This is a genomic window from Mesorhizobium sp. M7A.F.Ca.MR.245.00.0.0 (genome assembly GCF_003997415.1).
Classification (GTDB): domain Bacteria; phylum Pseudomonadota; class Alphaproteobacteria; order Rhizobiales; family Rhizobiaceae; genus Mesorhizobium.
This window is the reverse complement of the sequence record NZ_RZTE01000023.1, coordinates 69,860-83,680: the sequence shown is the minus strand read 5'-3', so window position 1 is coordinate 83,680 and position 13,821 is coordinate 69,860. Positions and strand designations below refer to the sequence as shown.

At 62.4% G+C, this 13,821-nt stretch carries 15 protein-coding genes, 1 tRNA gene and 1 pseudogene (1 of these 17 running past the window's edge); 10 read left to right on the top strand and 7 right to left on the bottom strand.

Annotated elements, in window-relative coordinates; genetic code table 11:
* The first annotated feature begins 68 nt into the window (after positions 1–68).
* From EOB80_RS22055 to EOB80_RS22025, 7 genes are all read left to right on the top strand, one after another.
* Positions 69–617 (top strand): ubiquinol-cytochrome C chaperone family protein, encoded by a 549-nt coding sequence (locus tag EOB80_RS22055; RefSeq protein ID WP_127329707.1) that lies wholly within the window; start codon positions 69–71, stop codon positions 615–617.
* Entirely contained in the window at positions 614–1,162 is a 549-nt protein-coding gene (locus EOB80_RS22050) for a DUF177 domain-containing protein (protein ID WP_127329705.1), read from the top strand. Before EOB80_RS22055 ends, EOB80_RS22050 begins: the two co-directional genes overlap by 4 nt.
* A gap of 113 nt (positions 1,163–1,275) precedes the next feature.
* Positions 1,276–2,346: a phosphate acyltransferase PlsX gene (plsX, locus tag EOB80_RS22045; protein ID WP_127272087.1), complete on the top strand. Its 1,071-nt coding sequence runs from the start codon at positions 1,276–1,278 to the stop codon at positions 2,344–2,346.
* 9 nt (positions 2,347–2,355) lie between these two features.
* Positions 2,356–3,327 (top strand): beta-ketoacyl-ACP synthase III, encoded by a 972-nt coding sequence (locus EOB80_RS22040; RefSeq protein ID WP_127320649.1) that lies wholly within the window; start codon positions 2,356–2,358, stop codon positions 3,325–3,327.
* Between the two features lie 103 nt (positions 3,328–3,430).
* Positions 3,431–3,754, top strand: a complete 324-nt coding sequence (locus tag EOB80_RS22035; RefSeq protein ID WP_013532231.1) for an integration host factor subunit alpha — start codon at positions 3,431–3,433, stop codon at positions 3,752–3,754.
* A 125-nt stretch (positions 3,755–3,879) separates the two neighbouring features.
* The gene (locus EOB80_RS22030) at positions 3,880–4,419 is read left to right on the top strand and encodes a MerR family transcriptional regulator (protein ID WP_127270980.1); all 540 of its coding nucleotides are present in this window, start codon (positions 3,880–3,882) and stop codon (positions 4,417–4,419) included.
* Positions 4,420–4,512: 93 nt separating this feature from the next.
* Positions 4,513–4,815 carry a hypothetical protein gene (locus tag EOB80_RS22025; RefSeq protein WP_127270978.1) on the top strand — a complete coding sequence of 101 codons (303 nt, stop codon included), beginning with the start codon at positions 4,513–4,515 and terminating at the stop codon, positions 4,813–4,815.
* A gap of 348 nt (positions 4,816–5,163) precedes the next feature.
* On the opposite strand, the gene EOB80_RS34835 is transcribed toward EOB80_RS22025, so the two are convergent.
* Complete coding sequence (locus EOB80_RS34835) at positions 5,164–5,358, bottom strand: hypothetical protein (protein WP_206516832.1); 195 nt, start codon at positions 5,356–5,358, stop codon at positions 5,164–5,166.
* A 197-nt stretch (positions 5,359–5,555) separates the two neighbouring features.
* The gene (locus tag EOB80_RS22015; protein WP_127272079.1) at positions 5,556–6,170 is read right to left on the bottom strand and encodes a hypothetical protein; all 615 of its coding nucleotides are present in this window, start codon (positions 6,168–6,170) and stop codon (positions 5,556–5,558) included.
* A gap of 284 nt (positions 6,171–6,454) precedes the next feature.
* On the opposite strand from EOB80_RS22015, the gene EOB80_RS22010 reads away from it, so the two are divergent.
* Positions 6,455–6,739, top strand: coding sequence for a helix-turn-helix transcriptional regulator (locus EOB80_RS22010; protein WP_127329701.1), 285 nt, complete (start codon positions 6,455–6,457; stop codon positions 6,737–6,739).
* 187 nt (positions 6,740–6,926) lie between these two features.
* Complete coding sequence (locus EOB80_RS22005; protein WP_127329699.1) at positions 6,927–7,388, top strand: YbaK/EbsC family protein; 462 nt, start codon at positions 6,927–6,929, stop codon at positions 7,386–7,388.
* A 116-nt stretch (positions 7,389–7,504) separates the two neighbouring features.
* Here the strand turns inward: EOB80_RS22005 and EOB80_RS22000 are convergent.
* The 5 genes from EOB80_RS22000 to EOB80_RS21980 form a co-directional block, all read right to left on the bottom strand.
* Positions 7,505–7,581: transfer RNA gene (locus EOB80_RS22000), tRNA-Pro, on the bottom strand.
* A gap of 56 nt (positions 7,582–7,637) precedes the next feature.
* Positions 7,638–8,906: an O-antigen ligase family protein gene (locus EOB80_RS21995; RefSeq protein ID WP_127329697.1), complete on the bottom strand. Its 1,269-nt coding sequence runs from the start codon at positions 8,904–8,906 to the stop codon at positions 7,638–7,640.
* Positions 8,903–10,438: an undecaprenyl-phosphate glucose phosphotransferase gene (locus EOB80_RS21990; RefSeq protein WP_127267065.1), complete on the bottom strand. Its 1,536-nt coding sequence runs from the start codon at positions 10,436–10,438 to the stop codon at positions 8,903–8,905. Before EOB80_RS21990 ends, EOB80_RS21995 begins: the two co-directional genes overlap by 4 nt.
* A 94-nt stretch (positions 10,439–10,532) precedes the next feature.
* Positions 10,533–11,663: a glycosyltransferase family 4 protein gene (locus EOB80_RS21985; RefSeq protein WP_127321730.1), complete on the bottom strand. Its 1,131-nt coding sequence runs from the start codon at positions 11,661–11,663 to the stop codon at positions 10,533–10,535.
* A gap of 10 nt (positions 11,664–11,673) precedes the next feature.
* Positions 11,674–12,237 (bottom strand): polysaccharide biosynthesis/export family protein, encoded by a 564-nt coding sequence (locus EOB80_RS21980; protein WP_013532220.1) that lies wholly within the window; start codon positions 12,235–12,237, stop codon positions 11,674–11,676.
* 260 nt (positions 12,238–12,497) lie between these two features.
* Between EOB80_RS21980 and EOB80_RS21975 the strand changes: the two are divergent.
* A pseudogene (locus EOB80_RS21975) lies at positions 12,498–13,821 on the top strand (exopolysaccharide transport family protein) (its annotated part continues 830 nt past the right edge of the window); the annotation flags it as partial.

The window sequence follows — 13,821 nt, the reverse complement described above, 5'->3', positions numbered from 1 at the left end:
GGTAAACCAGCTTGCTTGCCGATGCAACAAGCCCACTTCAACAAACGGTCCCCAGGAGACCATCCCCAATGTTCCAGCGCTTTTTTGGCCGCGAACGCTACGCCAACCGCGCTATCACCGAGGCGCTTTACGCACAAATCGTGGCGGCGGCGCGGCAGACTGTGTTTTATTCCCACTGGAATGTGCCAGATACGCCGCTTGGCCGTTTCGAGATGCTGTCGCTGCACATGTTCCTGTTCCAGCACAGGTTGCGCGGGGAGAGCGGTGCGGCGCAGGAGGTCGCCCAGGTGCTGATCGACGAGTTCTTCCTCGACGTCGACCATTCGTTACGGGAATTGGGCATTGGCGACGTTGGCGTGCCCAAACGCATGAAAAAGCTGGCAAAGATGTTTTATGGCCGTACCGCTGCCTATGACGATGCCCTGGAAAGAAACGACCATGACGGGCTGACCGCGGCTCTTGCCCGCAATGTCCGGCCCGACGCGGGCGCCTGGTTGGAAGCATCGCTGCTGGCCAACTATGTTACCGACGCGCGCAGTCATCTGGCCGCGCAGCCATCCGAATCGATTGTCTCCGGCACGCTGACCTTTCCCGCCGCCAAGGAGGTTGAACAATGAAGCATGTTGACCCGCAAAGCCCGGTTTCCTTCCGCGCCAACATTACGCGCCTGCCGCAGAAGGGCCTGCCGCTGGTTATCGAGGCCGATGCCGCGCAGCGTGGGGCACTGGCCGAGGAGCACGGGCTGATTTCGGTCGAATCCTATCGCGCCGAGCTTCTGGTGGCGTCGTGGAAGCGCAATGGCGTGAAGATCAGCGGCCGCGTCGAGGCCGACATCACTCAGGCCTGCATCGTCACGCTCGAGCCTGTCGAAGCGCATATCGACGAACCGGTCGAAGCGCTGCTGCTGCCCGAGGATTCCAAGCTCGGACGGCAGGGCTTCGATGGTGGCGGCGAGATCCTGCTCGATGCGGAAGGCCCTGACAGTCCAGAGACATTTTCCGGTGACACGATCGATGTCGGGGCACTCGCCGAACAGTATTTCGGGCTCGCCATCGACCCCTATCCGCGTAAGCAGGGCGCATCGCTCAATGCCGGCAGCGAGACCGAACCGGCGGAGAATGAATTTCAGCAAAAACTGCGATCCTTGCTGGGAAAATCCTGAAAAGCTTGCCCGCGACGGAAAAGTCGGTTGTGCAGCAGCCCAAAACCGTTATTTTCGCCGAACCTTCGCGGTCGCTAAAGCGACCTGCCGCCTAACCGTGAGATAAATACCGCGTGATCAGGATTTCCATCGATGCCATGGGCGGCGATCACGGACCAGCCGTGGTCATACCAGCGCTCATGACGGTCGCGACCCGTCGTCCCGACATCCGCTTCGTCATCTTCGGGCGTGAGGAGGTCGTGCGCCCCGAGCTTGCCAAATTTCCCAAGCTCGCCGAGATCAGCGAATTCTTCCATTGCGAAGTTGCGGTCAGGATGGACGACAAGCCGAGCCAGGCGCTGCGCCACGGCCGCTGGAAGTCATCGATGTGGAAGGCCGTCGAAGCGGTCAAGGCCGGCACGGCCGACGCCTGTATTTCCGCCGGCAACACCGGCGCGCTGATGGCGATGTCGAAATTTTGCCTGCGCACCATGGCCACCATCGATCGCCCAGCAATCGCAGCCCTTTGGCCGACATTGCGCGGCGAAAGCGTGGTGCTGGACGTCGGCGCGACCATTGGAGCCGATGCGCAACAGCTCATTGATTTTGCCATTCTCGGCACCGGCATGGCGCGCTCGGTCTTCGGCATAGCCCGGCCCAGCGTCGGCCTGCTCAATGTCGGCGTCGAGGAGATCAAGGGCCAGGAAGAGGTCAAGGAGGCCGGTCGCATGCTGCGCGAAGCCAACATGGCCTCGATGAACTATCACGGTTTCGTCGAGGGTGACGATATCGGCAAGGGCGTGGTCGACGTCGTCGTCACCGAAGGCTTTGCCGGCAACATCGCGCTGAAGACGGCGGAAGGCACGGTGCGCCAGATCGGTGGCTATCTGCGCGCGGCGATGAGCCGGACTCTGATGGCCAGGATCGGCTACATCTTCGCCAAGGGCGCCTTCGATCGCCTGCGCGAAAAGATGGATGTCGGCCGGTCCAACGGCGGCGTTTTCCTGGGGTTGAGCGGCATCGTCGTCAAAAGCCATGGCGGTGCTGATTCTGACGGGTTCGCCGCCGCGATCGAACTCGGCTATGACATGGTCCGCAACAACCTCCTCGACCGCATCGAGGCCGATCTGGACCTGTTTCATGCGCGCAACCCGCGTGCCCTGTCATCTAGGAAATCCGACGTCGTCACCGACGCAAAGGAATAGGAAAGAACTTTGATCAGATCAGTCGTGCGCGGCACGGGCGCCGCGCTGCCCCGCCGAATCATGAAGAATGCCGATTTCGAAGGCATGGTCGAGACCTCCGACGAGTGGATCGCCCAGCGTACCGGTATTCGCCAGCGCCATATCGCTGGTGACGACGAGACCACGGCTTCGCTGGGGGAAGCAGCGGCACGTGCCGCACTTGCCAATGCCGGCCTCACGCCCGCCGACATCGATCTGATCGTGCTGGCGACCTCGACGCCCAACAACACATTCCCGGCCACTGCCGTCGAGATCCAAAACCGGCTCGGCATGCATCACGGCTTTGCCTTCGACCTGCAGGCGGTCTGTTCGGGCTTCGTCTATGCCGTGACCACCGCCGATCTCTACATCCGCGGCGGCCTGGCCAAGCGTGTCCTGGTGATCGGTTCGGAAACATTCTCGCGCATCCTCGACTGGAGCGACCGCTCGACCTGTGTGCTGTTCGGCGACGGCGCCGGTGCCATGATCCTGGAAGCAGGCGAGGGGACGGGCGCGATCGCCGACCATGGCGTTCTGGCGGCCAGCCTGCGCTCCGACGGCACGCACAAGGACAAGCTTTTCGTCGACGGCGGGCCGTCGACCACGGGTACGGTCGGCCACCTCCGGATGGAGGGCCGCGAAGTCTTCAAGCATGCGGTCGGCATGATCACCGACGTCATCGAGGCGACGTTCGCGCAAGCCGGTATCTCAGCCGATGATCTCGACTGGTTCGTGCCCCACCAGGCCAATAAACGAATTATTGACGCTTCCGCCAAGAAGCTCGGGATAGCTGAGCAAAAGGTGGTGGTTACGGTCGATTTGCACGGTAACACCTCGGCTGCTTCCGTGCCGTTGGCGCTGTCGGTGGCCGTTGCCGACGGCCGCATCAAGAAGGGCGATCTCGTCCTCCTGGAAGCGATGGGCGGTGGCTTCACCTGGGGCGCTGTCCTGGTTCGCTGGTAAGTGCCGAACGGTCCAGTTTCGGTCCTTGACCTTGACGGATCAATTACTTAGGCTCTGCCGTTGTTGTGCCGAATTTTATGTTTTGAGCTGATGGGACGGTCGCATGGGGGGAAAGACACTTACGCGCGCCGACCTTGCCGAGGCAGTTTACCGGAAGGTCGGCCTGTCGCGCACTGAATCGGCCGAGCTCGTCGAAGCGGTGCTGGATGAAATCTGCGAAGCCATCGTGCGCGGCGAGACGGTGAAGCTGTCGTCCTTCGCGACATTCCACGTCCGCTCCAAGAACGAACGCATCGGCCGCAATCCCAAGACCGGCGAGGAAGTGCCGATCCTGCCGCGTCGGGTGATGACCTTCAAGTCGTCGAATGTGCTGAAGAGCCGTATCTTGCGCTCCCATCAGAGCGGCAAGGCCAAAAGCGGCAAGTAGTCCTACTGCGCGGTTGAAAACCGTCGCCGCCATGACGCCGGGCTTGAATATTGCTTCATAAACCGCTGAAATAAGCCCCGATTCGGCAGGTAGGCCGGATCATCGTCCAGCGTGAGGATTCGCCCATGGACAAGAGCCCCGACGCCTTTCGTACCATCAGCGAGGTCGCCGAAGATCTCGATCTGCCGCAGCATGTGCTGCGCTTCTGGGAAACGCGTTTCAACCAGATCAAGCCGATGAAGCGCGGCGGCGGCCGTCGTTACTACCGGCCGCAGGATGTCGAGCTGATCAAGGGCATCCGCCACATGCTCTACGACCAGGGCTACACCATCAAGGGCGTGCAGAAGCTGTTGCGCGAGAACGGCAACCATTTCCTGGTTGCCATCGGCAATGGCGACATGGCCGCCGTAGAGGCGATCTCGCAGCGAAAGCAGGCCGATCAGGTGCCGCTGACGCCTGCGGCCCAGCCGCGCGGCATGGACGACGAACTGGTTGGCCAGCCCCGCGTCAAACCCAGCCGCCGCTTTTTCGGCCTGGGCAAGAGCGACGAGGAGGGTCCGGTGCAGCCGGATGCGTCGAAACTCTCGCGCGACAACAGGGCCTTGCTGCAGGAGGCGCTGTTCGACCTCCTGGAATGCAAGCGCCTGCTTGACCAGGTGCGCTGACCGCGGCCCGACGCGACATCGACAGTTCGAAAGCCGGAACCCGTCTTCCGGTGAGGCGTTACGCTTCCTTCTGCAAGTGAAGGAAACATACCAATGGCATCATTTTCGACCCTCTCCGACATTGATCTCGACAGGCAGGTCGCTGCTCTTACCAAGGAACTGGCCAGCTTGAAGAGGGCCGTGGCAAGGCGAGGCGGCGCGTATTACGAGGACGGTCGCGATGCCGCGCTGGACACCTATTCCGATCTTGCCGGGCGCCTGCGCGACGCCATGCCGGCAATCCGTAAACAGGGCAGGGTGATCGAGAGGTCGGCCCGCGACCATCCGGCGGCTGCCGCGGCGGTGGGCCTTGTGGTGCTCGGTCTTGTCGCCAGTCTGCTGTTCAGCCGGCGCTGAATTCTAGAACCCAAATCCCAGGGATACGAGCATGAGAAGTGACGGCTCGCCTCAAGGTGATCCGTCATTTTCCTTGCGGTCGGCTATGTCTGTTGTCGCTGGAGGCGCCTGACACCTCTGTGCAGCCGGCGCAGGAAATGCGGATTGGTCGAGCCGCCAGAGCCGCTCGATTTCGCTGGCGAACGCCGGATTGGTCGTGGTGCCATACCAGCGCCGGGGATAGACGACGACGTCGCGCGTGGATTTGCGTGAATTGTCGATCCAGTCCGCGATCGAGCCTCGCGGGGCGGAGTAGCCGGCCTTGGACAGGAAGCCAAGGCCGGTCTTCTCGGTGGCGGTCTGCGGAGCTTAGGCCTTGTTTCCGATCACATGGTGGTGGTGGTGGCGGTGATGATGGTGGTGGCGGACATGGTGGCGGTGATGATGGTGGTGACGATGATGCTTGGCCATCGGGGCCGCATCCGCGCTCGTCGCGCCGATGACGGGCACCGTGAAAGCCAATGCAACTGCAAGCCCGAGGGCCGAGAGGAGGGACTTCTTCATGGATCGTTTCCTTTTGTTTCGCGGGCGCATATGGATCGGGGCGATAGCCCGGCCGCCGCGAATGGAATTACGCGCCTGAATTTTTTCGTCAGTATTTCCCGATTGTAGAATTTTGTTTCTGGACTGTTTCTACCCAATCCAGCCTCCCGTCACCATGCACGGCAAGATCGAGAGGCGGCCATCGGCCGCCTGTTCGACTACATCGGTGGCACGACGCCGTTGGTTCCGACCACGACGCGGCTGGCGCTCAGCGCGCCGTCGCTGCCCCGCTCAGCGGTGACGAAGACCGTCGCACCCGGCTTGAGGTCGGTCGGCGTCGCCGGCGCGAAGGTAACGACGGGCGTGGTGTCGGGGATCGAGATCTTCTTGGTCTGGCCATTGTCATAGGTCAGGGTGACGGATCGCCCGCTTATATCGGTAACGTCGGCGACGGTGCCGTTGGTCATCCGGCTGTTTGGCTGCAGGTCCCAGGGACGATCGCCTTCGCCAGTGCCTTTCAGCGCGGCCGGAAAGACCACCACCTCCAGGGCGCCGCTGCCGCCATCCGCTTTCGAAACAGAGGCAATGCCGAGGAAATCGCCCTGCTTGATGTCCTTTGCCGAGGCGTTGGCGACGCCCGAGATCTTCCAGCCAGCCTTGAGCTTGATCGCATCGGTATCGCCCTGACGCGTTTTCACGGTGAGCAGCGTGGGCTCGAAGCTGACCACCGTGCCGCGCACACGCAGCGCGTCTGCGGCCTGGGCGGCGCCCGCGCCGGCGACGGAAAGGCTGGAAATCGTGCCGAGCACGACCATGACTGTCTTCAGGTTCATTGCAAAAAATCCTTCCGGGAACGAACTGGCTGGAACCGGATGGTTTCACGCCAGCGACCCGGAGATAACGAACGAGCGCGGCGAAACTGCCGGCAAAAGGCTGATCGGACCTTCAAAACAACTTGATCGCGACGTGTGCGCGAGAGGGCCGCGCCAGGCACCTGGTTCACGATCCCGTGACGGCCCTTTTGGCTCTTGGCAAATCGCCGGCGAGAGGGCATCTTCCCGACCGTCTCAGGCAACACTCCTCATTTGATCAAACTCTTTCAGTCATGGAGTTGCCAATGCCCCATAATGCGAAAAGCGAAGCCCACTCCGAACCGGCAACCAACGGAAGCGGGCCAGATTACAATACCCTCAGAGCGATGCGGGAGACCCGCGGTTACAGCGTGGAAGAGCTCTCCCTGACATGCGGCCTGGCGGTGGACGAGATTGAGGATATCGAAAGCGGCAGAGTGACCGACCCGTCGAAGCTGCGTCGTATTGTGTCCGCGCTTCACCTTCCCCAGGAGGCTCTGATCACCCCGGCTGCGCCGAGGCCGGCGGCGCAAGGTCGATCGCTGGCTTAGATCCGCGCCACGCATTCCAGAGAACCCGCCAAGGCCCCTCTTGGCGGGTTTCTTTGTACCTGCCGGCGTCTGCTTCAGCCCGGGGCTTGCCGATTTGTATGCCGCACGTGCTTATACGCGCGGCGGCCCCCGGCTGCCGAACCGCAATCTGCCGTCCATCAAGCTTTTCGAGCCATGGGTTTTCGATATGAGCCTGGAATCCGTTCGTGCCTTCTTCGCCGCCCACGCGCCCGACATCGACGTCATCGTCACGCAGGCGAGCTCGGCGACGGTGATGTTGGCGGCCGAGGCGCATGGCGTGCTGCCGGCCCAGATCGCCAAGACAATCTGCCTGCGCGTCGGCGACCGCGCCATGCTGGTGGTGACCAGCGGCATCGCCAGGCTGGACAACCGCAAGTTCAAGGACCAGTTCGGCGGCAAGCCGCGGATGCTCGACGCCGCCGAGGTTGTCGAAGCGACAAGCCATCCGGTCGGCGGCGTCTGCCCGTTCGGCCTGCCGGCACCGCTTCCGGTCTATTGCGACGTGTCGCTGCGCGAGTTTGACGAGGTGGTGCCCGCGGCCGGGTCCACCAATGCGGCGGTGCGGATTGCGCCGCAGCGCATGGTTGAGATTACCGGCGCTGAGTGGGTGGATGTGTGCCAGAGGTAGCATTAGCACCAAGCCGGAGCTCAAGCGCACAGGACATGGTGCCCCGATCCGAGATTTGGCCGGGCTGACCGGGGCATCTGGAGGGGCGGACTTCGGGGGAAAGTCCTGCTTTGAATTGGTCGGAGTGGCCGGATTCGAACCGACGACCCCTTGACCCCCAGTCAAGTGCGCTACCGGGCTGCGCTACACTCCGGACCGGTCGCGATGTATCGTGATAACCCCGTGCGGGTCAACCGAATTCCGCGACTTTTATACCGCTGCGATTGCCGGTGCCGGCGAGCCCTGCAAGGCAGGCCGCAACAGCCGTTGGTGCCTGTATTCCAGCGCGATGGCGCCCCAGATCAGGCCGAGCAGCAGGTAGACATGGCGCCAGTGGTCGATGTCGATGAAGGTGCCGAGCCCGATATTGCCGATGAAGGCGACATAGGCACACAGGAGATAGGGCTGCCACGGCCGGTCGCGCAGCAGGATGCGGAAGCCGGCTGCTATCGTCCATAAGACGAGCGCCAGGAACGACACGAAGCCGAGCCAGCCATAATCCATCAGCATCTTCAACCAGATGTCGTGGGTGTCTTCACCGAAGATCGTGCCGAAGACCAGCGGGCCGATGCCGAACGGATGCTCCATCGCCATCTGGAAGCCGATGCCGTAGCGGGCGAAGCGGCCGAGGCGGGCGGTGTCGTAGCTCTGTTCGAGCTGGGCACGGTTGGAGAACATCTCCGACACGCCGGGCAGCTGCAGGATGACGATCATGGCGACGACCAGCAGCGCCAGTGCTGCAATCGTCATCACCACCACACGGAGCCGGAACTTGCCGCTGGCGCTCTGCAGGAACAGGCAGCCGGTGAGCAGGACGGCCGAGACGGTGAACATGCCCCAGGCGCCGCGCGAGAAGGAGAAGAAGATGCCGGCGGTGATGATCAGCAGCGGCACCGCCAGCAGCGGCATGCGTGTCGCCGGTCCGGTCAGAAGCAGATAGAGCAGATAGATGCCAGGCAGCACCAGGAACGGGCCGAACACGTTCGGGTCCTGGAAGGCGCCGGCGGCGCGATCGTATTTGGTGAACATCTCCGCGCCCGGAAAGGCATGGAAATAGCCTGCAATGCCAAGCAGCGAGGTGGCCACGGCCGAGACCACATAGGCAATGAAGATCAGCCGGTAGAGGCTCGGCTGTACGGCGGTGATCGATGCGAAGAACACCGCGCTGAAGGCGAGAAACAGCGACACGGCGAGATAGAGCGGCGTGTTGGCGAGGTCCGCCATCTGCGTCATGGAGATCATGCCGCCGATGTTCATCGTCACCAGCAGCACCAATAAGGGCGTGGCCGCGCGGGAAATCCTCAAGCCGAAAAGCGCCCAGATGGCGATCAGCCCGGCCATGTAGAGCTCATAGGGCGCCGGCTCGCTGATGACGAAGCCCGACAGCAGAATGCCGAGGAAGACCGCGCCCGACGAAATCAGCGCGACCAGCTTGGCGTTGACCGCCGCGCGCGGCAGATCATGGCTGATCGCACTCAATAGGCGTTTTCCGTATTGAGCAGCCGGAGCGGCGTCAGGAACAGGATCCGCAAATCGAACAGCAGCGACCAGTTCTCGATGTAGTAGAGATCATACTCGGTCCGCATGCGGATCTTCTCGTTGGTGTCCATCTCGCCGCGCCAGCCATTGATCTGCGCCCAGCCGGTGACGCCGGGCTTGACCTTGTGGCGGGCGAAATAGCCGTCGACAACCTCGTTGTAGAGCAGGTTGTGCGACTGCGCGGCGATGGCATGCGGACGCGGGCCGACCAGCGACAGCGAACCGAGCAGCGAGTTGAAGAACTGCGGCAGCTCGTCGATCGAGGTCTTGCGGATGAAGCGGCCGACGCGGGTGACGCGAGGATCGTTCTTGGTCACCGTCTGCTTGGCGGTCGGGTCGGCCTTGTCCGTATACATCGAACGGAACTTGTAGACCTCGATGATCTCGTTGTTGAAGCCGTGCCGCTTCTGATGGAACAGCACCGGCCCCTTGCTGTCGAGCTTGATGGCGATAGCGGTCGCCAGCATGACTGGCGAGAACACGACGATGCCGATCAGGCTGAAGACGATGTCGAAGGCGCGTTTGGCGACCGAATCCCAGTCGTTGATCGGCTTGTCGAAGATGTCGAGCATCGGCACCGCGCCGATGTAGGAATAGGCGCGCGGGCGAAATTGCAGCGCGTTGGAATGCGCCGAAAGCCGGATGTCGACCGGCAGCACCCACAGCTTCTTCAGCAGCTGCAGAACACGCGATTCGGCGGTCAGCGGCAGCGATACGATCAGCATGTCGATGCGGGCGATGCGGGCGAACTCGATCAGTTCCGAAATGGTGCCGAGCTTGGGGTAGCCGGCGACGATGGGCGGCGAGCGCTTGTCGCCGCGATCGTCGAAGATGCCGCAGATGCGGATATCGTTGTAGGGCTGCTTTTCGACCGAGCGGATCAGGATTTCCGCCGCCTTGCCGCCGCCGACGATGACGGCGCGCCGCTCCATGCGGCCATCGCGCGCCCAGGCCCGGATCAGCTTCGACATCACCAGCCTGAGGCCGAAGATGAGAACGAAGCCGATGACGAACCAACTGCCGAACAATAGGCGCGAATAGTCCTGCGACATCTTCATGACGAATGCCGTCAGCGCCATCAGGGCGAAAGTGCCGGCCCAGACGAGCAGCACGCGGCCGAAATTGGCGATGGGCCGCATCAGGGCGACGATCTGGTAGCAGTCGGTGACGTCGAGCAGCACCACGGCAAGGAATGAGCCGGCTGCGATCGTCACCGGATATTGCCAGGCGAGATAGTTGAAGAATCCGACATAGTGGAAATAGACGGCGAGTCCCGACAGGAACAGCAAGCCGAATTCGACCATGCGAAGGACACCGCTGACCATGATCGGCGACATCGTATCGCGTCGGTATTGCGAGGCGACCTGGCGGGCGACATCGTTCATGCCGCTTGGCGTGTCGCCATCGGCCGGGCCGTCGAATTTACGCACCGCCTCTGCTGAAAAGCGGCGCGCGGGGTCGATCTCGTTCATGAGGGCCTTCCGCAAACTTCCCCACGGTCATAGCAAAAGAGAGCTAAGAAACCCTTGAAACAACGTATGGCTTTGGAACGGCTTGGCCCTGTGCCTACCTGTCGAGCGCGGCGAAATAGGCCTTCTCGATGTCGGCGGCCATCACATCGGCGCCGAAGCGTGCCTTGAGGTTGGCGTTATCGGGCATCAGGTCGCGATAGGCGACCGGGTCGGCCAGCGCCTGGCTCATCCTGTCGGCGAGCTCGATCGGGTCAGGTCGGATCAGGGCAGGGGAACCGGTGTCGAATATCTCCGGGATGCCGCCGACCGCGGTTGCGATCATCGGCTTTCCCGCGGCAAGCGTTTCCAAGACGATATAGGGCATGGCTTCGGCGCGCGAGGGAACGATGATAAGCGCGGCAAGGGCAAAGGCCTCCCTGGCCGGCATCGGCGGCAGGAAGCGGACATGGCGCTCGAGCCCGAGGCGTTTCACTTGCCCGTGGTAACGCGCAAGGTCGTCGCCGTCGCCGACCATCACCGCGGTCAGTGCGCGGCCGAACTGTGGGCCGGCGAGGGCCAATGCGTCGATGAAGATATCCGGTCCCTTCAGGTCGCGCATCATGCCGATATAAAGCAGGTCGGCTGCGTCCGGCTCGGTGATCACCGGCTCGAATTCAGTGGCGCGCAGGCCGTTATAGACGAGGGTGTTGGGAATGGGCGGCTCGCCGACCTTGTGGCGATAGGTCCGCCGCTCATAGTCCGAGACAAACAGCAGATAGTCGGTGAAACGAGCCATGAAGCGCTCGAGCGCGAAGAACAGCTTTCCGATGACCGTGCTCTCGTCATAGTGGAGCGAACCGCCATGCGGCGAATAAAGGCGGGCTACGCGAGACCTTGATACCCGCAACAATGAGCCGAACAGACGGGCATAGGCGCCACCCTTGGCGCCGTGCCCATGCAGTACGTCCGGCCGCAATTCCTTGATGATCCTGTATGTGCGCCAAGCCGAGGCAAGGTCGCCGGGACCGACATGGCGCTGCATCGGCGTGCGATGAATGCCGAGCGCCAGCATGCCCTTCATCTGCTCGAACAAATGTTCCTCGAACGCGCCGCCCGTCGTCGAATCGCAGACGATGCCGACCGAATGCCCGGCGGCGACCTGCGCCTCGGCCAGGTCGCGCACATGCCGGAAAATTCCTCCGACGGGTGAGCGAAAGCAATGGACGATCCTGAGCCTGTCCGCCACGTGGTGTCTGTCAGAACAGACGTTCGCGGACGTAGACCGTATCGCCCGGCAGCAGCGGGTCGGAGGTGACCACGCGGCCGGTCATCACCTTGCCGTTGATGTCGCGGGTGATGTCGACGCTTTCCTGGTTGGCGCGCGGCGTGAAGCCGCCGGCAATGGCGATCGCCTTCTGCACCGTCAGGCCGGGAACATAGGAATATTGGCCGGCGGCACCCACTTCGCCCATGACGAAGATCGGCCGGTAGCGGTCGATCTCCACCGAAACGTCGGGATCGCGCAGATAGCCTTGCCGCAATTTGTCGGCGATCTCCTTTTCCATCTGCTGCGCGGTGTGGCCGCGCGCCGGTATGGCGCCGACAAGCGGGAAGGAGAGATAGCCGGATTGATCGACACTGTAGGTGTTGGTCAGCCCGTCCTGCTCGAACACGGTCACGCGGACGCGGTCGCCGGCGCCAAGACGGTAGGGCTGATCGAGCACCTCATGGAAGGCGGCCGGCGTCGGCCGGTAGCTGGAACAGCCAGCCAGCATCGATACGGCAAGCAGCGCGCGAAACAGGGAAGCAGTGCTTTTCATGACCGGACAAGTACCTTCGACTGGGCCACTGCGGCGTCGCAGCAAACATCAGGGATCGAGGCCCGTTATCATCCTGTTAGGGTTAATGGCCGGTAAAGGGAGCGGCCGGCACGTGGCGCATCGGCAAGAGTTTTTGTGATTCTTGGCGGTTTTGTTTGTCGCCCGCCAGTAAACCCTAACGGAAACTTACCACGATCTTAACGGCTGAGTTACCATAGTTGTTTACGGTGCGTGCTGACCCAGTATCGGAGTAGGGATGCATGTCCGTTCAGTCCGCGGCCGCAGATGTCGATGTCGATCTCAGGCAGCTCTTCGCCAGCCTGGCGAGGAACTGGCTGCGTATAGTCCTCGTCGTCCTGTTGGCAACCGGGCTGGCCTTTGCTTTCGCCTCGCTGGCAACCCGGCACTACAAGGCCGAGACGCAGGTGGAGATCGCGCCGCGCGAATCCATCTACACGCGGCCGGCCAGCAACAACAACGACACCGACAAGCCTATTCTCGACGAACAGGGCGTCGCCACCCAGGTCCAGATCATCTCCTCCAACGAAATCCTCAAGCAGGTCTCGCAAAAGCTTGGTCTGGAAAAACTGCCCGAGTTCAATGAAGCGCTCGACATGTCGGCGCTGAGCCGCGCTCTGGTCCTGGTCGGCCTGAAAAGCGACCCGATGGAAATTCCGACGGAAGAGCGCGTGCTCAAGAAAATGCACGAGAAGCTCAACGTCTATGGCGTCGAGAAGACCCGCATCATTGCCATTGAGTTCTCATCGGAAGATCCCAAGCTCGCGGCCGCCGTACCCGACGCCATCGCCGCCGCCTATATAGCGGGGCAAGGGGCGGCCAAGCTCGAATCGAACAGCGCCGCGGCAGACTTCCTGGCGCCCGAGATCGCCGACCTGCAGCGGCAGGTCAAGGATGCCGAGGCGAAGGTCGCCGCCTATCGCGCCCAGTCCGATCTCCTGATGGGTGGCAACAATTCGGTGCTGGCCACCCAGCAGCTTTCGGAACTGTCGAGCGAACTGTCGAAAGTGCGCGCCAACCGCGCCGCGGCCGAAGCGACCGCCGACGGTGTGCGCAGGGCGCTGCAGAATGGCGGTTCGCTGGATGCCGTGCCGGAGGTTCTGTCATCGGACCTGATCCAGCGCTTGCGCGAGCGACAAGTCGAATTGCGCTCCAACATCGCCGATCTGTCGACGACACTGCTTGGCAATCATCCGCGCATTCGCGCGCTGAAATCGCAACTGTCCGATCTCGACGCACAGATCCGCAGCGAGGCCCAGAAGATCATGAAAGGCCTGTTGATGCAGGCCGAGACGGCAAAGGCCCGCGAGAACCAGCTTGTCGCCGACGTCAACACGTTGAAGGCCGCTTCGGCGCAGGCCGGCGAACAACAGGTCGATCTCGACGCACTGCAGCGCGACGCGACCGCCAAGCGACAGCAACTCGAGCTGTACCTGACCAACTACCGCGAAGCCGCTTCGCGCCAGGATCGCAACTATCTGCCGGTCGACGCGCGGATCGCCTCGAAGGCTTCTGTTCCCTCCGAGGCCTATTTCCCGAAGGTCGGGCCGATCGTCGGCGACAAGC